Annotated in this window: 13 protein-coding genes and 1 pseudogene; 11 read left to right on the forward strand and 3 right to left on the reverse strand. The window is 74.6% G+C overall.

Translation table 11 applies throughout. The features are described 5' to 3' along the window. Nucleotides 1–27: 27 nt before the first annotated feature. Together ACFV1W_RS18745 and ACFV1W_RS18750 are read left to right on the forward strand one after the other, a co-directional pair. A complete protein-coding gene (locus ACFV1W_RS18745; protein ID WP_380417877.1) occupies nucleotides 28–726 on the forward strand; it encodes a ribonuclease HII in 699 nt (232 codons plus the stop codon). A 100-nt stretch (nucleotides 727–826) separates the two neighbouring features. After that, nucleotides 827–1,513 carry a hypothetical protein gene (locus ACFV1W_RS18750; protein WP_380417879.1) on the forward strand — a complete coding sequence of 229 codons (687 nt, stop codon included), beginning with the start codon at nucleotides 827–829 and terminating at the stop codon, nucleotides 1,511–1,513. Between the two features lie 267 nt (nucleotides 1,514–1,780). Here the strand turns inward: ACFV1W_RS18750 and ACFV1W_RS18755 are convergent, their stop codons facing one another. Continuing rightward, on the reverse strand, nucleotides 1,781–2,500 hold the full coding sequence (locus ACFV1W_RS18755) for a hypothetical protein (protein WP_380417881.1): 720 nt from the start codon (nucleotides 2,498–2,500) through the stop codon (nucleotides 1,781–1,783). A gap of 366 nt (nucleotides 2,501–2,866) precedes the next feature. Beyond that, nucleotides 2,867–5,062, reverse strand: a complete 2,196-nt coding sequence (locus tag ACFV1W_RS18760; RefSeq protein ID WP_380417883.1) for a RecQ family ATP-dependent DNA helicase — start codon at nucleotides 5,060–5,062, stop codon at nucleotides 2,867–2,869. Nucleotides 5,063–5,378: 316 nt separating this feature from the next. Between ACFV1W_RS18760 and ACFV1W_RS18765 the strand changes: the two are divergent. Next, nucleotides 5,379–6,317: pseudogene (locus ACFV1W_RS18765) on the forward strand (DUF4192 domain-containing protein); the annotation flags it as partial. Nucleotides 6,318–6,755: 438 nt separating this feature from the next. On the opposite strand, the gene ACFV1W_RS18770 reads toward ACFV1W_RS18765, so the two are convergent. After that, entirely contained in the window at nucleotides 6,756–8,069 is a 1,314-nt protein-coding gene (locus tag ACFV1W_RS18770; RefSeq protein ID WP_380417885.1) for an alpha/beta fold hydrolase, read from the reverse strand. Between the two features lie 703 nt (nucleotides 8,070–8,772). On the opposite strand from ACFV1W_RS18770, the gene ACFV1W_RS18775 reads away from it, so the two are divergent. The 8 genes from ACFV1W_RS18775 (at nucleotide 8,773) to ACFV1W_RS18810 (ending at nucleotide 19,333) form a co-directional block, all read left to right on the forward strand. Then, entirely contained in the window at nucleotides 8,773–10,896 is a 2,124-nt protein-coding gene (locus tag ACFV1W_RS18775) for a glycogen debranching N-terminal domain-containing protein (protein ID WP_380417941.1), read from the forward strand. A gap of 154 nt (nucleotides 10,897–11,050) precedes the next feature. Continuing rightward, nucleotides 11,051–11,809: an NUDIX domain-containing protein gene (locus ACFV1W_RS18780; RefSeq protein WP_380417887.1), complete on the forward strand. Its 759-nt coding sequence runs from the start codon at nucleotides 11,051–11,053 to the stop codon at nucleotides 11,807–11,809. A gap of 210 nt (nucleotides 11,810–12,019) precedes the next feature. Then, a complete protein-coding gene (locus ACFV1W_RS18785) occupies nucleotides 12,020–12,304 on the forward strand; it encodes a hypothetical protein (protein ID WP_380417889.1) in 285 nt (94 codons plus the stop codon). Between the two features lie 203 nt (nucleotides 12,305–12,507). Continuing rightward, entirely contained in the window at nucleotides 12,508–13,962 is a 1,455-nt protein-coding gene (locus tag ACFV1W_RS18790) for an ATP-binding cassette domain-containing protein (protein WP_380417891.1), read from the forward strand. Nucleotides 13,963–13,965: 3 nt separating this feature from the next. Next, entirely contained in the window at nucleotides 13,966–14,871 is a 906-nt protein-coding gene (locus ACFV1W_RS18795; protein ID WP_380417893.1) for a hypothetical protein, read from the forward strand. A gap of 231 nt (nucleotides 14,872–15,102) precedes the next feature. Beyond that, a complete protein-coding gene (locus ACFV1W_RS18800; RefSeq protein WP_380417895.1) occupies nucleotides 15,103–16,035 on the forward strand; it encodes a FadR/GntR family transcriptional regulator in 933 nt (310 codons plus the stop codon). A gap of 512 nt (nucleotides 16,036–16,547) precedes the next feature. Beyond that, the gene (locus ACFV1W_RS18805; RefSeq protein WP_380417897.1) at nucleotides 16,548–18,203 is read left to right on the forward strand and encodes an RNA polymerase sigma factor; all 1,656 of its coding nucleotides are present in this window, start codon (nucleotides 16,548–16,550) and stop codon (nucleotides 18,201–18,203) included. A gap of 191 nt (nucleotides 18,204–18,394) precedes the next feature. Then, complete coding sequence (locus tag ACFV1W_RS18810; protein WP_380417899.1) at nucleotides 18,395–19,333, forward strand: S1 family peptidase; 939 nt, start codon at nucleotides 18,395–18,397, stop codon at nucleotides 19,331–19,333. Nucleotides 19,334–19,538: the final 205 nt, after the last annotated feature.

Here is a 19,538-nt window from a genome sequence, read left to right on the forward strand (position 1 = left end):
GGGCCGCTTTGCCGAACGGAGTCCGTGATGCCCATCGTCCCGCCGACGCACTCCGTCGAACGCTCGCTGCGCCGGGCGGGTGCCAAGGTCGTGGTCGGGCTGGACGAAGTGGGTCGCGGCGCCTGGGCCGGACCGGTCACCGTCGGCGCGGCCGTCACCGGCCTGCGCAGGGCGCCGGAGGGGCTCACCGACTCCAAGCTGCTCACCGAGCTGCGCCGCCGGGCCCTCGCGCCGGTGCTCGCCGACTGGGTCACCGCGTATGCGCTCGGTCACGCCTCGCCGCAGGAGTGCGACGAACTGGGCATGACGGCAGCGCTGCGGCTGGCCGCCGTCCGCGCGCTGGAGGCGCTGCCGGTGGAGCCCGACGCGGTGATCCTGGACGGGAAGCACGACTACCTCGGCGGCCCCTGGCGAGTGCGCACGGTGATCAAGGGTGACCAGTCCTGCATCTGCGTCTCCGCCGCCTCCGTGCTCGCCAAGGTCCACCGCGACGGCCTGATGGCCGAACTGGGCGAGGCCTGCCCGGAGTACGGCTTCGCGGACAATGCCGGATATCCCTCGCCGGTGCACCGCGCCGCGCTGGAGGAGTTCGGCCCCACCGAGCACCACCGGCTCTCCTGGGCGTACTTGGACGCACTGCCGAAGTGGAGCCACCTGAAGCGCGGCCGGGACGTCATGGGCGCGGCCGACGGGTCCGCCGACGAACAGTTGACGCTCGGTTTCTGACGGTCCGTCTGGAATTGCCCCGGGCGGGGGTGGGGGCGCCCGGTGCCCAATGGGTGGGGCGCCCGTGCGCGTTCGACCGGCATTTGATAGATATCCGGGTATGCCTGTCTTCCCCGAGGAGCCGGAGATTCACGAGAGCCTCCCGGGCCCCGGCGTTCCCTTCCCCCGCGAGTCGGACGCACAAGCCCTCCACGCGACTGCCACCGGCAGCGCACCCGCCACCGCACCCACCACCACCGCCGCACCGCTCCCGGTGCCCGGTCCGCGTCCGGCGCCCCCGCGTCCGGCACCGCCGCGTGCCGACCGCCCGGGCCCGCCGCGACTGATCCCCAAGCCCGGTCCGGCGCCGCGTCGCCCGGCCCCGGCCCCGGCCACGTCGCAGGTCGAGGTCCAGCGCGTCGCCGCCACCCCGGCCCAGGCGCTGGAACGCGCCGACGACACGGTCGACCGCCTGCTGGACTCGGGCCGCGACCCGGGCGACATCCTGGTGCTGACCGTCGGTGAGGCGCATCCCTGGCAGCAGCACGAGCTCTCCTTCGGTGAGGAGCGCTACTGGGCGCAGCTCACCGAGGGCGGGGACGTGTTCTACGCCGACGCCGCGCTGACCCGGCCGATCCGCCGCGAGGTGGTCGTCCTGGTGGTCAACGGCGGTTCGGCCGTCCGGGCCGCCGAGGCGTACACCGCGGCGCTCGGCCGCGCCGCCTCGCTGCTGGTGGTCTGCGGGGAGGCCGGTCCGGCCGCCACGGCGGCGGTCGGTGCCGCACCGGGGCGTCCGGTCAAGGCCTGACCGGAGGTCCGGCAGCCGCCTTCGCTCCGGGCCCGGCGCCGTACGGTGCCGGGCCCGGACTCCGTCCGCAGTGTGCCGTTCCGCCGCGCTGCCCTGCCAGGCCGTCGTACCGTCGCGCTGCGCTCCCGTAGCCCGTTCCCGTGCTCGTGGTCGTTCCCGTGCTCGTGGTCGTTCCCGTGCGGGTGGTCGTGCGCGTACCGGAGGCCGGCGCCCGGCGGGGCGTCCGTTGCGAGTGCCGCTCGCTCGGGGCCGCTCGCCCCGGGTCGCTCAGCGCGTACCGGTGCGGCGTCCCGGTTCGACGGCCGTGACCCGCGCGGGAATCCACGGGGGCTCGGACTGCTGGGAGCGCGACGGTGCGTCGACCCGCTTGGCCTGTTCGGCCGCCTGCTGCCGGGCGCGCTGGCTGCGCGGGGCGTCGTCGCGCACCGACCGCGGCGGCAGTTCCGTCACGGTGTGCACCGGCCCGTCCGCCCATGAACCCGCGTGCGGATTGCGCCCGCCGCGTCCGTCGCCGAGCACCTGCCAGCCCGTCGGAGTGAGCCCGACGTACGAGCCGCAGCGCAGCCCGTGCAACCCGGCCGCGTCCCGGAGCGCCCACATCCAGGCGCCGTCCTGCTCTGTCCAGCCGGGGGCGCCGTCGCGGCAGCGCAGCAGCACGGCCGTCCGGGTCGGCGCGGGCAGTCGCAGGTCGTGCGGGGTGACCCGGCGCAGGTGCGTCAGCAGGGCGTTCCGGTGCTGCCAGCCGTCGGTGTCGTGCGGCCAGGGAGTGAACGAGGCCGAGGCGGCGACGTGGTGGAGTGCGTCCAGGACGGCCACCACGATCGTGCCCGGCTGGGGCAGGTGACGCTGGTGAAGTTCCAGGACGAACTCGCGCGGATCGCGCAGCAACGGGATCCCCGAGGCGGTCCAGGTCTCCAGGTCCAGCAGCCGTCTGGGCGCCGAACTCCCGGAGAGGGGATGTTGACCTCGGCCGATACCGTTGATCACGATCCTCCTTCCTGGCCCGTGGGCAGGCGGGCGCCTGGGTACGCCGAAGGGCGGATCCAGCGGACCGGGTTTCGGGTACCTCCCAATTCTCGGGGCAACGGGGCCGGAGCGGCAATGATGAAATGACGAACGGCATCCGATAGCCCATGTTCTGCCGGATATGTTCCGCGGAGACCCGAGTGCGCTCCAGGTGCCACCCGGTCTTGATCCGCACTGCGCGAAGGGTGCGGCGAACAGGCGTCGACATGGTGGGCACTCCTTTCTCGGGTCGGGTCTCCGGTGTGATCGAAATCGCCCCACTGACTCCTTTCTGTTAGGCCATTCGAGTGAAGGCGGTCACGGGTGGGGCGGACGGTCGCCGCCCGCTCACCCCTGTACGGCCAGGACCAGCGGCAGCACTGCTCCGGCCCCGGCCCGGCGCAGCAGCCGGGCGGCTACGGTGACCGTCCACCCCGAGTCCACGAGGTCGTCCACCAGCAGCACCGGCCCGGCGGCGGCCGCCACCGCCTGCTCCAGCTCCGGCGGCAGGACCAGCGCACCGGCCAGCGAGTGGAGTCGCTGGGCGCTGTTGCTGCGGGCCCCGTGCGGGGGCCGCCCGCCGACGTACTCGATCCGGCCGAGCAGCGGCAGCCGCCCGATCTCGGCGATCCGCGCGCCGAGGCTGCCGACCAGCTGGGGGCGGGTCGAGGAGGCCATGGTCACCACGCCGACCGGCCGGTCCAGCCGGATGCCCTCCGCCGTCGCGGGCCCGGCCCAGCCGCCCGGGCCGCGCGCCCAGTCGGCGAGCACGGCCACCAGCGCGTCCACCGCCTCGTCGGGCACCGGCACGTCCGGCGCCTGCTCGGCGAGCAGGCTGCGCAGCCGGTTGCCCCAGCCGATGTCGGACAGCCGGCCGAGCGCCCGGCCGGTCTCCGCCTGCTCGCCCGCCGGGATCCGGCCCTTCAGCGGCACCCCGAGCGCGTCCATCCCGGTGGGCCAGAGCCGGCGCGGTTCGAAGCTCACGCCCGGGCGGCCGAGCGCGGCCCGGGCCGCGGCCAGCGTCCCGTCGGAGACCTCGGGGGTGTGCAGCGGCCCCGCGCAGTTGTCGCACCGCCCGCACGGCGCGGCCTCTTCGTCGTCCAGCTGGCGGCGCAGGAACTCCATCCGGCAGCCGGTGGCCGCGGCGTAGTCGCGCATCGCTCGCTGCTCCGCCTCCCGGGAGGCGGCGACCTTGGCGTAGCGGGCGGTGTCGTACTCCCAGCTCTGCCCGGTGGCCGTCCAGCCGCCCTTGACCCGGCGGACGGCGCCGTCCACGTCCAGCACCTTGAGCATGGTCTCCAGCCGGGCGCGGCGCAGGTCGACCCTGGGTTCCAGGGCGGCGGTGGACAGCGGCCGGCCGGCCTCGGCGAGCGCGTCGATGGTGCGGCGCACCTGCTCCTCCGGCGGGAAGGCGAGCGAGGCGAAGTAGCGCCAGATCGCCTCGTCCTCGCGCCCGGGCAGCAGCAGCACCTCGGCCCGGTCCACACCGCGCCCCGCCCGGCCGACCTGCTGGTAGTAGGCGATCGGCGAACTGGGCGAGCCCAGGTGGACGACGAAGCCGAGGTCGGGCTTGTCGAAGCCCATGCCGAGCGCGGAGGTGGCGACCAGCGCCTTGACGCGGTTGGCCAGCAGGTCGGCCTCGGCGGTGCGGCGTTCGGCGTCCTCGGTGCGGCCGGAGTAGGAGGCCACCGGGAAGCCGCGCTCGCGCAGGAAGGCCGTGACCTCCTCGGCGGCGGCCACCGTCAGGGTGTAGACGATGCCCGAGCCGGGGAGCCGGTCGAGGTGGTCGGCCAGCCAGGCGAGCCGGTGCGCCGGATCGGGCAGGGCGAGCACTCCCAGGGTGAGGCTCTCCCGGTCGAGCGGGCCGCGCAGCACCAGGGCGTGCTCGTCGGTGGTGCCGGTGCCGAGCTGCTCGGCGACGTCCGCGGTGACCCGGGCGTTCGCGGTGGCGGTGGTGGCGAGTACCGGGACGCCGGGCGGCAGGTCGGCGAGCATGGTGCGCAGCCGGCGGTAGTCGGGGCGGAAGTCGTGGCCCCAGTCGGAGATGCAGTGCGCCTCGTCGACCACCAGCAGGCCGGTGGAGGCGGCGAGCTTCGGCAGCACCTCGTCGCGGAAGTCCGGGTTGTTCAGCCGCTCCGGGCTGACCAGCAGGATGTCGACCCTGCCGGCGGCGACCTCGGACTGGATCTCGTCCCACTCCTCGGTGTTGGCCGAGTTGATGGTGCGCGCGTGGATGCCGGCCCGGCCCGCCGACTCGACCTGGTTGCGCATCAGGGCGAGCAGCGGGGAGACGATCACCGTCGGCCCGGCGCCGCGGGCGCGGAGCAGGGCGGTGGCGATGAAGTAGACCGCGGACTTCCCCCAGCCGGTGCGCTGGACGACCAGGGCGCGACGGTGGTCGACCACGAGGGCCTCGATGGCCGTCCACTGGTCCTCGCGCAGGCTGGCGGCGGGGCCGGCCAGCTCGCGCAGGACGGCCTCGGCCCGCGCCCGGACCTCGGTGCGGTCGGTGGTGGCGGTGGTGTGGATGTCGGGCTGCTTCATGGCGTCGATGTAACCCCATGCCGCCGACAAGGGGCGAATGCGGGCCGGACGGCGCCGGGGAAGGCGGGGTGTATTTCATCCGGAGATCAGCTGAACGGTGGTCAAAATTCACTCTTCCGAGCGAGTGTCGTGTGCTCTGAATGGATGAAGGGGAATTTGAGGGCCGAGTTATCCACAGGGAAAAAGAAAATTCCGGGTCCGTGGTCGGACAACGCGCACTCTTGCGGCCATGAACGCGATGAACAACGAACACGTCGTCCTGTCCCTCGGTCCGGCTTCCGAGCAGCGGCCGATCGTCATGCGCGGTCCGGCCGACATGGCCGAACTGTTGCCCTACTTCCTGGGGTTCTACCCCGACGACAGCATCGTCGCGGTCGGCCTCCAGGGTCCCGACCTGCACCAGGGCGGGGTCATCCGGGCGGACCTCCCGGTCTCTCCCGCGGAGTGGCCCGCCGCGGCGGAGGAGACGGCCGCCCTGCTGGTCGCGCTCTCCGATCGTCACGGCGGGAGGCCGCTCCAGGTGCTCCTCTACCTCTGCCAGGATCCGGTCACGGCGCACGCACCGCCGCCGGTGGAGCGCCTTCGGCCGCTGGCCGACGGCCTGCGCGCTGCCTTCGGGCGCAGGGGAGTGGTGGTCAAGGAGTCGCTGTGCGTCTCGGAGGACCGCTGGTGGTCCTTCCTCTGCCGCCGAGAGGGGTGCTGCGATCCTGCGGGCAACCAGGTGCGGCGCGGGCCCGAACCCGGCCCGGCGGCCGCCGCCGCGACGGTGGCCGGCCTGGTGCCGCGCGGCAGCCGGAAGGCGATCGTCGGCGCGCTGGCCCCCATCGGCCCGCCGGAGAGCGGAACGCAGCGCGAGGCGCTCGTGCGGGCCGAGCCGCTCGCCGGGGGCGTCCCCCGGGAGCAGGGCCTCGAATTGCTGGAGCAGGCTTTCGCGGAGTTCGCGGCCGGAGCCAGGGAACTCGACGAGGAGCGGACCGCCCGGCTGCTGTTCGCCCTGCGGGACCGCCGCACCCGGGACCGCGGCGTCGAGTACGTCCGGCCCGCCGAGCTCGCCCCCGCCGAGCGCCTCTGGCGCTTCCTCGCCCGCCGCGCCGTGCCGCCGTACGACGGCTGCGCGGTGGCCCCGCTCACCCTGCTGGCCTGGGCGTCCTGGGTCGCCGGGGACACGGCCACCGCCCGGGTGGTGCTCGGCCACGTCCTGCGGCTCGCCCCGAACTACCTGCTGGCCGAGCTGCTCTACGAGTCGATGAACGACGGCATGACGCCCGGGGCGCTGCTGGCCGCCGTCGAGGCCCAGCGGCGACGGCGCGAGGAGCGCGCAGCCACGGCGCAGTCCGGGCCCGAACCGAAGTCGGGGCCGGGGCCCGGGGCCGGTGGCGAGCCGGGGTCGCCGGGGTCCGATCAGACCCCGGGCGGCGGGCGCCGACGGCGGCGGGGCGGCCGGCGGAAGGGCGGGTCCACGGCCGCCGTCCCGGCCGATCGAGGTCTCGGTGGCCCCGGCGGCTCCTCCGGTCCCGGTGAGCCGGCGCCGGAGCGGAGCGGCCCCGGGCCGGTGGCCCTGCTCCCGGCGCCCGGGTGCGGTCCGGTGGCCGGGGCACGGCCCGCCCGGGGCGTGCGGCTCGGCAGGGCGGGGGCCTGCGTCTCGGCCGCCGTGCCCACTGAACCGCTCGCCGCCCCACCGGGCGGGTGGCCGCTACGCCTCGCCGTGCGCCATCTTGATCAGTCGGTCCAGCACCTTGCCGCCGCTCACCCGCAGGCCGTCGTGCTCCCACTCGTTGGTGATCCAGGTCCGCAGGCCGCGCACTGCGCGGGCGGTCTCCAGCGAGTCGGCGGTGTCCACGCACATGTCGTCGTGGTACACCGTCGCGACGACGGGCACGGTGTTGGCGGCCAGTCGCGCCGGGTCGTAGAGGTCGGGCCAGTCGGTGCGGGCGGCGAGCAGGTCCGCGGTCTCCTTCAACGGGCGCAGCGCCGGGTCGGTCTCGAACATCCAGGGGTAGATCATCTCCCCGGTGAACAGCACCGGATCGCCGGTCTCCAGCGCGGCGCGGGCGTCGAACTCCGGGAACTCCTCGCGGACCCGCTCGGCCGACCAGGCCGTGCCGCCCTGGTCCACCGAGCGCTGGCCGTAGATCGACTCGTGCAGCACGGCGTACAGCGGGGCCTCGGCGAAGGAGAGCCGGGCCTGGACACCGGCCAGGAAGGTGTCGGAGAGCTCGGGCCCGACCGGGCCCTCCACCCAGGCCTCCTCCAGCAGGTAGTGCAGGGCGCCGGAGCCACTGCCGCCGACGAACATCATCCCCAGCACCTGGAAGGCCTCGACGGTGAGCAGCCCGCCGTCCGGCAGGGTGGCGGGGGAGCCGGCGAGGTGGGCGGCGATCCGCCGCACGGTCTCGACGTCCTGCGGGAAACGGCGGTAGTGGTCGTCGTTCTTGCGGACGACGCGCGGGTAGGCGGCGCGGTAGACGTCGTCGGCCGAACTGCGCAGGCCGGCGAGGCCGCCGGTGATGAAAGCCTCGGTCAGGCCCTCGGGGGCGAACGAGAGGTAGGTGAGGGTGCAGAAGCCGCCGAAGCTCTGGCCGAGCACGCTCCAGCGCTTGTCAGCGCCGAGCAGCCGGTGGCGGATCAGCTCGGCGTCCCGGACGATCGAGTCCGCCCGGAAGCGAGCCAGGTAGTCCGCCTGCTCCTGCGGGCCGCCGCGACGGGCGAGGGTCTGCCGCGTCGCTGGCGTGGACCGCCCGGTGCCTCGCTGGTCGAGCAGCAGGACCCGGTAGTCGTCCAGGGCGCGATCCAGCCAGGTGTCCCGGCCGAGCGGGCGGGCGGCCTTGCCGCCGGGGCCGCCCTGGAGGAAGAGCAGCCAGGGCAGGTCGTCCCGCTCGCGGCCGGAGGCCACCACCTCGCGGGCGTACACCTCGATCTGCTCGCCCTCGGGGGAAGCGTGATCGAGCGGGACCCGGAAGACATGGTCGGTCGTGACAATCCCGGGCAGTCGGCTGATGGTGGACATGCAACTCCTCGGTCTCTGCTGGTCACAGCGGTTGCGTCGCGGTTCACGGGGTCACCGGGTACGGGCGCCGCGACCCCCGCACCGTATCCTGGCGCGGTCGAGCACCGGTTCGACCTCCCCTGCCCACCGGGCCGGGCAGCGTCGGAGTCGGGCCCGGGAAGCGGACGGGCCAGGGGCGATGACGGCACCTTCCGTGACGTTCCGCCGGAGGCGGCACGACCGCCCGGCGGGCCGAGCGTGACCACCGGCGGCCGTGCCGGGCGTGACCTGGCGGCGGTGCCCGGCGTTCACCCCCTGGGGGCCGGGCGCCCGGACGGCGTCCGACCGCGGCCCGGTTCCGGGCAGCCGCCCGGCGGCACGGACCCCGCCGGAGGCGACCGCCGGTCCGTCGGGCGCCGGCCGCGCGGGCGGGGTGCCACGGGCAGGGCACCACGGGCGGGCGTCACCGGCGAGCAGGGCGCCGGACCTGACGAGGTGTCGGGCACGATGACATGCCCGACGCGAAGGCGCGGCGTGCGGTACCCGCTCGGTACCGCACACCGCATGGCACGGCCCGCCGCCGGGTACGGCCAGACACGGCACACCCGGCCGGCGGGGCGAGCCCCGTCGGCCGGGCACCAACAGCACGCGATCGAGCATGCTCGCGGCCCACCGGCCTGACCGGCCACCGGACCGCCGAGGGGAGGAGAGTCCGGTGACCGCCATGAGGCCGCTACAGGCCATGCCGGCCGAGAGCGTGGTCGGCGCGCCCAGAACGGTTGGCCGTCCCGACCAGGGACCGGCGACCGGGCCTGCAGGCGCATCCGTCGGCCCCGGCCGACCCACGGCCGCGCCGCGCCCCCAGCCCCCCGCCGTCCACCACGCGCTGCTCTGCGTCAACGCCCCCGCGATGGCCGCCTCCGGCCCGGACGGCCAGTTGCGCGGCCACGGCCTGCACGGCTTCTACCGAAACGGCGTCCGGGTGCTGGCCCGGATGGAACTGCGGCTGGGCGGCATGGAGCCGCTGCCGCTCCAGGGTGCCCTGACCGGCGCCGCCCAGGCCCGCTTCCTCGGCGCCGTCCGCGTCCCCGGCGACCTCGACCCGGATCCCGCGCTCACCGTCGAGCGGCTGCGCCACGCGGACGGGGTGGAGACCGTCACCGTGCGCAACACCGGCGCCCGGCCGGCCCGGCTGCCGCTGGAGATCGCCCTCGGCACCGACCTCGGCCCGGTCGGCGAGATCGCCGCCGGGCACCGCCCGGCCGACCTGCCCGGGCAGGTGCAGTCCGCCGGGCTGCGCTGGTCCGGCCCGGTGCACAGTGCCGTCGTCAGCGCCAAGCCCTCCCCGCACGCCGTCCTGGCCGGGGCCGGGGTCCTCCGCTGGGACTTGGAGGTCCAGCCCGGCGCCCGTTGGTCGGTCGAACTGCGCGCCGAGCTGGAGGGCGCCCCCGGCGGCCCGCGCCCGCCCGCCGGGCGCGGCACCGGCGTCCCGCTGCCCTGGGCCGAACCGGAGGTGCGCAGCGACGACCCGCGCGCCGCCCTGCTGGTCGACCGTTCCCTGGACGCCCTCGGCGGGCTGCTGTTCGCCGACCCGGACCGCCCGACCGACCTCTACCCGGCCTCCGGCGCGCCCTGGCGCTTCGGTCTCGCCCCCGCCGACGCGCTCTGGGCCGCCCGGCTGACCCTCCCGCTCGGCACCCGGCTCGCGGCCGGAACCCTGCGCGCGCTGGCCCGCCGCCAGCAGCTCAGCCCCGCCCCGGGCCGCACCGAGGGCCTGCTGCCCGGCGCCCTGCGGCACGGCGGCCCCGAACTGCCGCCCACCTGCACGGCCACCGAGGCCACCCTGCTGTTCGTCACCGTGCTGGCGGAGGCCTGGCGTTGGGGCCTGCCCCGGGGCGAGGTCGCCGAACTGCTCCCGGCCGCCGAGCGGGCACTGGCCGCGCTGCGCGAGAGCCTGGTCGACGGCTTCGTCACCGATCTGAGCCGTCCGGCGCAGGACCGGGCCGCCCACCCGGTGGCCGCCCGCGCCGAGGTCCAGGCGCAGGCCCACCGCGCCGCGCTGCACGGCGCCGAACTCCTGGACGCCTTCGCCAGACCGGGAGCCGAGGAGTGGCGGAGCTGGGCCGCCGAGCTGCGCGGCCGCTTCCGCGAGCGGTTCTGGATCGACGACCTCTCCGGCGGCCGCCCCGCCGCCGCACTGGTTCCGGGCGGCCAGCCACTGCCGGCCCTCGCCTCCTCCCTCGTGCACCTACTCGACACCGGGCTCGCCGTGGACGGTGGTCGGCACGAGAGCCTGCTGGACCGCGAACAGACCCGGCTGTTCGCCCAGCGCCTGGTCACGCCCGAACTGAACAGCGGCTGGGGCCTGCGGACGCTCAGCGCCAAATCCCCCCGCTTCAACCCGCTGGGCCACCGCGGCGGCGCGGTGCGGATCCACGAGACGGCACTGGCGATCGCCGGACTCGCGGAGGCCGGCCACGAGAACGAGGCCGGTGCCCTGCTGGAGGGCCTGCTCGCCGCCTCCGCCCACTTCGAGGGGCGACTGCCGGAGATGTACGCCGGGGAACAGCGCGCCCCCGGCTGCCCACCGGTGCCGCACCCGGCCGCCTGCCGCCCGGCGGCGGTCTCCGCGGCCGGAGCCGTCCACGCGGTGTTCGCGCTCGCCGGAGTCCGGCCCGACGTCCCGGGCGGTCGCGTCCTGGTCCGCCCGGCCAGCACCGCCCCGCTCGGTGAACTCGAACTGACCGGCCTGCGGGTGGCGAGCGAGCCCTTCTCGGTCCGGGTGAGCCGGATCGGGGTCGCGATGGTGGAGGAGGCGTGCGCCGAACTGCAGCTGGTCGCCCACTGACCCGCCCGGGCCCGGCCGCAGACGCCCACGCTGCGCGCCGCCCGGGCCGTGGCCGCCCGTGCGCGAACCGTGCCGGGCAGCGACGGTCACTGCGGCTGAGCGCGCCGTACACGGGCCTGTGCTTATCGTCAGAGAGACGACTATGATCGTCGCCATGTCGCGCTACGATCCGTCGGCCTTCCCCCCATTCGCTGTCACGGTTGACCTGGTGGTTCTGACGGTGCGCGACCACTCGCTCTGCGCCCTGCTGGTCAGGCGGGGCGAGCCGCCCTACCAGGGCTACTGGGCGCTCCCCGGCGGCTTCGTCCGCCCGGACGAGGGCCTGGCGGAGGCGGCCTCCCGCGAGCTGGCCGAGGAGACCGGCCTGCGCGCCCACTCCGCGCCCGGCCACGAGGCGATCGGCCCCGGCGCGGCCGGTGCCCACCTGGAGCAGCTCGCCACCTACGGCCACCCGCAGCGTGACCCCCGGATGCGCGTGGTCAGCGTCGCCTACCTGGTACTCGCTCCCGACCTCCCGACCCCCCGGGCCGGCGGCGACGCCAGCAGCGCCCGCTGGGCGCCGGTCAGCGAACTCCTCGGCGAGAGCCCGGCTGACGGAGTCCCGCTCGCCTTCGACCACGGTCTGATCCTCGCCGACGGAGTGGAGCGCGCCCGCTCCAAGATCGAGTACTCCTCCCTGGCCACCGCCTTCTGCCCGACCGAGTTCACCGTGGGCGAGCTGCGCCGCGTCTACGAGGCGGTCTGGGGCGTCGCCCTCGACCCGCGCAACTTCCACCGCAAGGTCACCGGCACCCCCGGGTTCCTCCTCCCCTCCGGCGGCACGACCACGCGTCAGGGCGGCCGCCCGGCCCAGCTCTTCACCGCCGGCGGTGCGACCGTCCTCAACCCGCCCATGCTCCGCCCCGACTCCTGAGCGCCCGGCTCCTGAGTACCCCGCCTTCTGAGCCCCTCGAAGGCCCCGGCCGTCTCCCGGCCGTCCCCGCCTCGCGCCCGCTCGCAACCGGCTCCGCCCGGAGCGGCCGAACGGTCCCCGGTCGGGCGGCCTAGGCGGCGGCACTGTCGCACAGTGGTGTCGGACGCTTCGGTCACCGGACCGAATGCCCTCGGACCCCAGGAGCCCCGTGTGGCCACCGATGACAACTGCGCCAGGCAGCGGAGCCTCATCGAGAGCCAGGTGGCGGACTTCAACAGCCTCAGCGCGACCGCCGCCAGAACCGAGAGGAAGCTGGCCGCCCTCAAGGCCGAGCCGCACGCCGACCCGGCCGCGATCGCCTCCCTGCAGGAGACCCTGAGCGCCGAGGAGGAGCAGCTCGCCGAGATCGCCGTCGCCGGAAAGGCCGCTGTCGAGGAGTTCCAGGGGAGTGCGTCGGTCAGACCCTCCCGCCCGGTGCCGCGGACTTCCTGTTGACCGGTCCGCCGACCCCGGACCGGAACACCGACGGCCCCCGGTCGGCTCCCGCCCCGTGAATCGCAGGATCGGATTGTCCCCTGATCGGGTGAGGTGGGCGGGCGGCGGGCCCGTGGCGGTTCAATAATGCCCGGAATCGGCGGTGCTGACCCCTAATGTGCTGGCGTCGAGCAGGTCGGCCGAGGGCATGGGAGCAGCCAGCGATGATTCAGATCACCGGACTGACCAAGGTCCGTTGCAAGGGCGCACCGCCCGCCGTGCTCGATCTGACCTTCGACGCCAGGCCCGGCATGGTGACCGTGCTGCTCGGCGAGAAGGGGGCCGGCAAGTCCACCGCGCTGCGGCTGATGCTCGAACTCGAACGCGGCCTGGGCGTCACACTCTTCGACGGCCGCCCCTACCGCCGGATCCGCCGCCCCGAGCGCGAGATCGGAGTACTGCTGCCCGGGCCGCGGGAGGGGGCCGCGGCGGTGGCCGGAAATCCGGGGCGCAAGGCGCGCGGCCACCTGCGGATGCTGGCCGCGGCCGTCGGCGTCCCCGTTCGGCGGGCCGACGAGCTGCTGGAACAGACCCGGTTGGCCACCGTCGCCGAGCAGCGGCTGCGCACCTTCTCACCGGGCATGCACCGTCGGCTCTCGCTGGCCACCGCGCTGCTCGGCGATCCCGGCACTCTCCTGCTGGACGCGCCCACCGAAGGCCTGTCCCCGCGCAACGTCGAGTGGTTCCACTCCTTCCTGCGCTCCTTCGCGGTCGCGGGCGGAACGGTGCTGGTGACCACCCGGAGCTCGCAGGAGGCCGCGCAGGTCGGGGACCGGGTGGTCACCCTGGACCGCGGCCTCCTGGTGGCCGACCAGCCGGTCGTGGAGTTCTGCCGGACCAGGCTCAGCCCCGAGGTGGCCGTCCGGGGGCCGCAGATGGCCCGGTTGGCCGACCTGCTGGTCAGCCAGGGCGCCGAGGTGCGGCCGGACGGCGGCGCGGGCCTCGCTGTGGCGGGCATCGGCCGTACCGAGATCGGTGAACTCGCCTACCGCAACGGGATCCTGCTGCACGAGCTGGCCGACCGGGTGGTCGAGCAGCCGGTGCCCCACGCCGCCCTGCCGGTCGTCTCCGGACGCTCCGGGCATCTCCGCCTCAGGCCGGAATCCGGGACGGCACACGAGACGGCACACGAGACCGCACCTGAGGCGACGCACGCGTCGGCCCACGCGTCCACCGCCGAGGCCACGCCGCCGCCCCCGGAATCGAACGCCGCACCGGGCCCCCGGCCCGCGCTCCCCGCCCCCACTGTCCCCACCGCCCCCACTGCCCCCACCGTTCCCGAGCCCGCCGGGGAGAGCCGGACCCGCGACGACGCGGCGGTCCGGTCCACCCGCGCGCTGCCCGTCGTCGCCATGGCGGCCGCCCTTCCGACCCTCGCCGCGGCCCCGCAGGCGGACCCCGCGCCCGCCGCCGACCGGCACTTCCGCGACCAGCTGACCCCCCTCGCCCGCCCTGCCCAGCCCGCCGGCCCCGTCCGCAGCGGTCCCGTCCGCGCCGAGCCCGAGCCCCCGCAGCGCCGGGAGAGCGCCGCGGACCTGCTCACCGACGACACCGTCCGCCTCGGCCGGATCACCACCAGCAAGGCCCCCGCCACCCCCGACGACCACCGGAGCGAGTGAACCGTGCGTGTCCTGGCCTACGAGCTGCGCCGCTTGCGCGGCCTGCGTTCCACCTGGCTGCTGCTCGCCGCCGTGCTGCTCTGTGACGTCGTCGTGGCAGCCGTCCTGGCGAGCCAGGCCCCGGCCGGCCCGCTGGCCGCTCCGGCCGGGGTGCGGCTGCTGACCGCCGCCGTCCCGCTGATCCCGCTGCCCTTCGCGGCGCTCGGAGCCGGATTGCTGGGCGCGCTCTCGTACGGGCACGAGGTGCGCCACCCGGGGCTGGCGGCCTCGCAGGTGACGTACTCGCGCAGGGTGCGGCTACTGCTGGCCAAGCTGGTGGTGGTCGGCCCGGTGGCGGCGCTGCTGGCGCTGGTGACCCTGGTGCTCGACACGGTGGCCGTGCAGCTAGCGCTGCCGGCCGGGGTGAAGGTGGCGGCCTGGACGGATCCCGGCGCGTTGTCCGACCGGGTGTCCGGGGCACTGGGAACCGTCGGGCTGAGCGGTCCGGCCGACCTGTCGGGCGTGTTCGCCCCGTTGGCGCTGGTGGTGGGTCACGGTGTGTCGGCCGCGCTGCTGGCCTTCGTCCTGCTGACCGTGGTGGCCGCCTGGACCGGCGTGCTGACCGCCTCGCTGACCCGCAGTGCCGCCTCCGGGGTGCTGCTGCTGTGCGCGCTGCCGCCACTGCTGGAGTCCGGCGTCGCCCTGCTGCTGCGTCGGACCGGCCGTCCGTGGCCGACGAGGGCGGCGGAGCTGCTGCCCTTCCAGTCCGACATCGAGTGGGCCTACGGCTGGGTGTACGGCGGAGCGCGCGAGGCTGCTGCCGGGAACGCGGCGCTGACGGACCCGGCCCTGCTGGCGGCGGTCACGGCCCCCGCGGCGGCCCTGCTGCTGGCGGCTCTGCTCGTCCAGGCCCGCCGCCGTTCGCTGTAGCGCGGACCCGACTTTGCCTCCCGGACCCGCCTCCGCCTCCCGGACCCGCCTGGACACCAAGTAGTCGCCGCACCTCGCGCCAGGGCCCGTCGCCTCCCGCGTCGGGCCCTGGCCGTGCTCCCCGGTGCCGCGCGCTGTCCCGAAGTAGCAAGATCGACCAGCTGTGACCGTAATGAGCGGTTCTTCCTGATAAGAAGTCAATTATCCAGTCGCGGTCGATCACCCTTTCGTGTGCTTTTCACGAGAATTCTCAAGCTGCGCCTGCCGATCGCCGACAAAGGAGGCGTGAGTACCCTTGCGCACCCCCCCATGACCCCCGCCCGTTCCGCCGAAGGGCCCATCCACGGCCCCGGCGATCTGGACCGCTTCTCGTACGCCGACCGGCCGACCCCGCCAGCGCCCCGCTGGGAGGGCGCCGAGTCCGACATCGGCCGGGTCGGCCGCAAGACCACCAGCAGCCGCGGGCGCGGTCTGCACGGCCAGCTGGTCCAGCAGCTCGGCCAGATGATCGTCTCCGGCGACCTCGGCGCCGACCGTCCGCTGGTGCCCGAGGAGATCGGCCAGCGGTTCGAGGTCTCCCGGACCGTGGTCCGCGAGTCGCTGCGCGTGCTGGAGGCCAAGGGCCTGGTCAGCGCCCGCCCGAACGTCGGCACCCGGGTCCGTCCCGTCGGCGACTGGAACCTGCTGGACCCGGACATCATCGAGTGGCGCGCCTTCGGCCCGCAGCGGGACGAGCAGCGCCGGGAGCTGTTCGAGCTCCGCTGGGCGATCGAGCCGCTGGCCGCCCGCCTCGCCGCCGGCCACGGCCGGGAGGACGTCCAGCAGCGGCTGGTCGAGCTGGTCGAGATCATGGGACACGCCGCCGCCCAGGCCGACCTGTCCACCTACACCCGCGCCGACGCCGAGCTGCACGCCCTGATCCTGCAGATGGCCGGCAACCGGATGCTGGAGCACCTGTCGGGGATCGTCTCCTGCGCGCTGCAGGTCTCGGGCGGTCCGGCGATCTCCTGCGAGCGCCCCTCCGAGTCCTCGGTCGGCCTGCACGCCCGGCTGGTGGACGCACTGGGCACCGGCGACGGCACCGCGGGCGAGGCCGCGATGCGGGCGCTGCTCACCGTCCACCCCGAGATCGAACCCTCCGTCCCCGCGCCCCGGGAGCACTGAGCGGGCTGTTCTCGGCGAGCGGGCGCGCCGGCGCGGTCCGTTCCGCCAAGGCCCTCCGGCCGCAGTGCGCGGTGCAGCCGGAGGGCCTCTGCGCGGCGTCGGCCGCCCGAGCCCGCACCCCGCGGCGCGTCGGGTCCCGGGCCGCAGCCCCGAGCGGACCGCCGCGAGCCATTGCCTGAACATCATGACTCGTCCATGACAGTCAACTCGGCCGAGAGTGCGCGATGATGGATTCCGGCCCCGGGGCCGCGGGCGCCGAGCGGTGTGACCCGCGACACGAAGGCCATGCGTAACACTTGACGAGTAGCAGCGATGTGTCCTGAGCGGGAGCAGCTCCGGAATACTCCAACATGTCAGAATGCTGTGTTGGTCCGCGGCGCTGCTGCCGTCCTGCAAACCCAGTCCTCAAGCCCGAGTCGGTCGGAATCGACACCGCGCGTCCGGCGCGCGATCTCCTTCCCCGCCCGCTCGGGCGGCCGGTACGGGTTCGAGTCCACTCATCGTCCGAGAGGTTGTTCGTGTCGGCCAGCACATCCCGTTCGCTTCCCCCCGAGATCGCCGAGTCCGCGGCTCTGCTGGCGCTCATCGAGCGGGGCAAGGCCCAGGGGCAGATCGCCGGTGACGACGTGCGCCAGGCGTTCGAGGCGGACCAGATCCCGGTCACCAAGTGGAAGAACGTCATGCGCAGCCTCAACCAGGTGCTGATTGAGGAGGGGGTGGACCTCATGGTCAGCGCGGCCGAGCCGGCCGGCGCCAAGCGCAAGAGCGTTGCTGCCAAGAGCCCCACCAAGCGCACCGCCACCAAGGCTGTCACCACCCGGACCCCGGCCGCTCCGTCGGCCCCGACCAAGCCGCCCGTGCGGATCGCCCCCGGCGCCCCCGTCGCGGCTCCGGCCGTCGCGGCCGCCGCCGCGGCGCCCGCCCCCACCGTGTCCGCCGAGATCACCGTCGAGGAGACGACCGGCGTCGTCGCCGAAGTGAAGTCGGTCGCGGCGAAGAAGGCCGCTCCGGCGAAGAAGGCTGCGGCCAAGAAGACCGCCGCGCCCGCCAAGAAGACCGCCGCCAAGAAGACCACCGCCGCCAAGGCGGGCAAGGGTGGCGACGAGGAGCTGCTCGGCGAGGAGGAGCTGCTCGAGGACGTCGCGCTGCCCGGTGACAAGGCCGAGGCCGAGGCCGGCCCGGAGGAGGAGTCGGAGGGCTTCGTCCTCTCCGACGACGACGAGGACGACGCGCCGGCCCAGCAGGTCGCCGTCGCCGGTGCCACCGCCGACCCGGTCAAGGACTACCTGAAGCAGATCGGCAAGGTCCCGCTGCTCAACGCCGAGCAGGAGGTCGAGCTCGCCAAGCGCATCGAGGCCGGTCTGTTCGCCGAGGACAAGCTCTCGGCCGCCGACAAGCTCGCCCCCAAGCTCAAGCGCGAGCTGGAGATCATCGCCGAGGACGGCCGCCGGGCCAAGAACCACCTGCTGGAGGCCAACCTCCGCCTGGTGGTCTCGCTGGCCAAGCGCTACACCGGCCGCGGCATGCTGTTCCTGGACCTGATCCAGGAGGGCAACCTCGGTCTGATCCGTGCGGTCGAGAAGTTCGACTACACCAAGGGCTACAAGTTCTCGACCTACGCGACCTGGTGGATCCGTCAGGCGATCACCCGCGCCATGGCCGACCAGGCCCGCACCATCCGCATCCCGGTGCACATGGTCGAGGTCATCAACAAGCTGGCCCGCGTCCAGCGCCAGATGCTCCAGGACCTGGGCCGCGAGCCCACCCCGGAGGAGCTGGCCAAGGAACTCGACATGACCCCCGAGAAGGTCATCGAGGTCCAGAAGTACGGCCGCGAGCCGATCTCGCTGCACACCCCGCTGGGCGAGGACGGCGACAGCGAGTTCGGTGACCTGATCGAGGACTCCGAGGCGGTCGTCCCGGCCGACGCGGTCTCCTTCACCCTGCTCCAGGAGCAGCTGCACTCGGTGCTGGACACCCTCTCCGAGCGCGAGGCCGGCGTGGTCTCGATGCGCTTCGGCCTGACGGACGGTCAGCCGAAGACGCTCGACGAGATCGGCAAGGTGTACGGGGTCACCCGTGAGCGCATCCGCCAGATCGAGTCGAAGACCATGTCGAAGCTGCGCCACCCGTCGCGCTCCCAGGTGCTGCGCGACTACCTGGACTGATCGACGGCAGTACGCGACGAAGGCCCGGAACCGTACGGTTCCGGGCCTTCGGGCCGTTCGGAGGCGGTGTGTCATCGACCGGGTGGCCCTTGTCGCTCGTCCGGGTGGCGGCGCTGGCGGAAATGGTCGCGTTGTGTAGTCGATCACCTACGCTGTGCCGGTTGCCTGCTGCCGAGCCTTGTGGAGTCACGGTGCTGACCGACCCGGACCGAGCCGACCTGCCGAACCCCGCCGCGTGCCGGGTCGCCCCGACCACCACCGCCCCGACCACCACCGCCCCGACCGCCGTCCGGGCCGTCGCCCGGACGGACCGGCGGCGGTGGAGCGCACTACTGGCGCTGCTCGCCGCCCTCCCCGTACCGCTGGTCGCCCTCGGCGCGGCCGCCCCGGCCGAGGCGCAGCGCCGGGTGGTCGGGGGCGACACCGTGAGCACCGCGGACCACCCGTGGATCGTGGCGCTGGCCAGCCGCCAGCAGTTCGGCAGCGGACGCTCCGGACAGTTCTGCGGCGGCGCGCTGGTCACCCCGACCAAGGTGGTCACGGCCGCGCACTGCTTCTACGAAGAGTCCAAGGGCCGGGTGGACCGGCCCGGCCTGAAGGTGATCGTCGGGCGGGACGACCTGCGCGGCTCGGCCGGTCGCGAGGTGGCCGTCCAGCAGGTCTGGATCCACCCCGACTACGACTTCGCCGCGAACATGAACGACGTGGCGGTGCTCACCCTCGCCGAGCCCCAGGGCACCCGGCCGGTGGTCGAGATGGTCGGCCAGGGCGAGACCGGGCCGTACGCGTCCGGGACCGGCGCGCAGATCTACGGCTGGGGCGACACCAGCGGTCGGGGCGACTACTCGCCGGTGCTGCGCGGGGTGGACGTGCACATCGTCCCCGACCAGACCTGCGCGCACGCCTACCCGGGCGGGCCGGACGGCAAGTTCGACGCCCGGGGCATGGTCTGCGCGGGCGAGGAGAAGGGGGGCAAGGACGCCTGCCAGGGCGACAGCGGAGGCCCGCTGATCGTGGCCGGCCGACTGGCCGGACTGGTGTCCTGGGGGACGGGCTGCGCCGAGGGCGCCCACCCCGGCGTCTACACCCGGGTGTCCTCGGTCACGGACGCGGTGCACTCGGCGCTCTGAGCACTGCTGTGGGTGATGGAGCGGTGACATTCTGACGCCGCGTCGGTTCCCGGGTGCCGCCTGCGCGGGCCGGCCGGGAGGGCGCGGGCGAACGCGGGAGAACCGTCCGGAGAACAGCGAAGCCGGGTGGGGGAGCCCCCAAAAGGGGGGGCCCCCCCCCCCCCCCGCCGCGGGGCGGGGACCCACCGGCCCCACCACAACACCC

It is taken from the genome of Kitasatospora sp. NPDC059648 (assembly GCF_042734825.1).
Taxonomy (GTDB): Bacteria; Actinomycetota; Actinomycetes; order Streptomycetales; family Streptomycetaceae; genus Kitasatospora.

Coding starts and splice junctions, on each gene's coding strand:
- ACFV1W_RS18745 (WP_380417877.1), top strand. CDS start 28: ATGCCCATCGTCCCGCCGACGCACTCCGTCGAACGCTCGCTGCGCCGG.
- ACFV1W_RS18750 (WP_380417879.1), top strand. CDS start 827: ATGCCTGTCTTCCCCGAGGAGCCGGAGATTCACGAGAGCCTCCCGGGC.
- ACFV1W_RS18760 (WP_380417883.1), bottom strand. CDS start 5,062: ATGAAGCAGCCCGACATCCACACCACCGCCACCACCGACCGCACCGAG.
- ACFV1W_RS18770 (WP_380417885.1), bottom strand. CDS start 8,069: ATGTCCACCATCAGCCGACTGCCCGGGATTGTCACGACCGACCATGTC.
- ACFV1W_RS18775 (WP_380417941.1), top strand. CDS start 8,773: ATGAGGCCGCTACAGGCCATGCCGGCCGAGAGCGTGGTCGGCGCGCCC.
- ACFV1W_RS18780 (WP_380417887.1), top strand. CDS start 11,051: ATGTCGCGCTACGATCCGTCGGCCTTCCCCCCATTCGCTGTCACGGTT.
- ACFV1W_RS18790 (WP_380417891.1), top strand. CDS start 12,508: ATGATTCAGATCACCGGACTGACCAAGGTCCGTTGCAAGGGCGCACCG.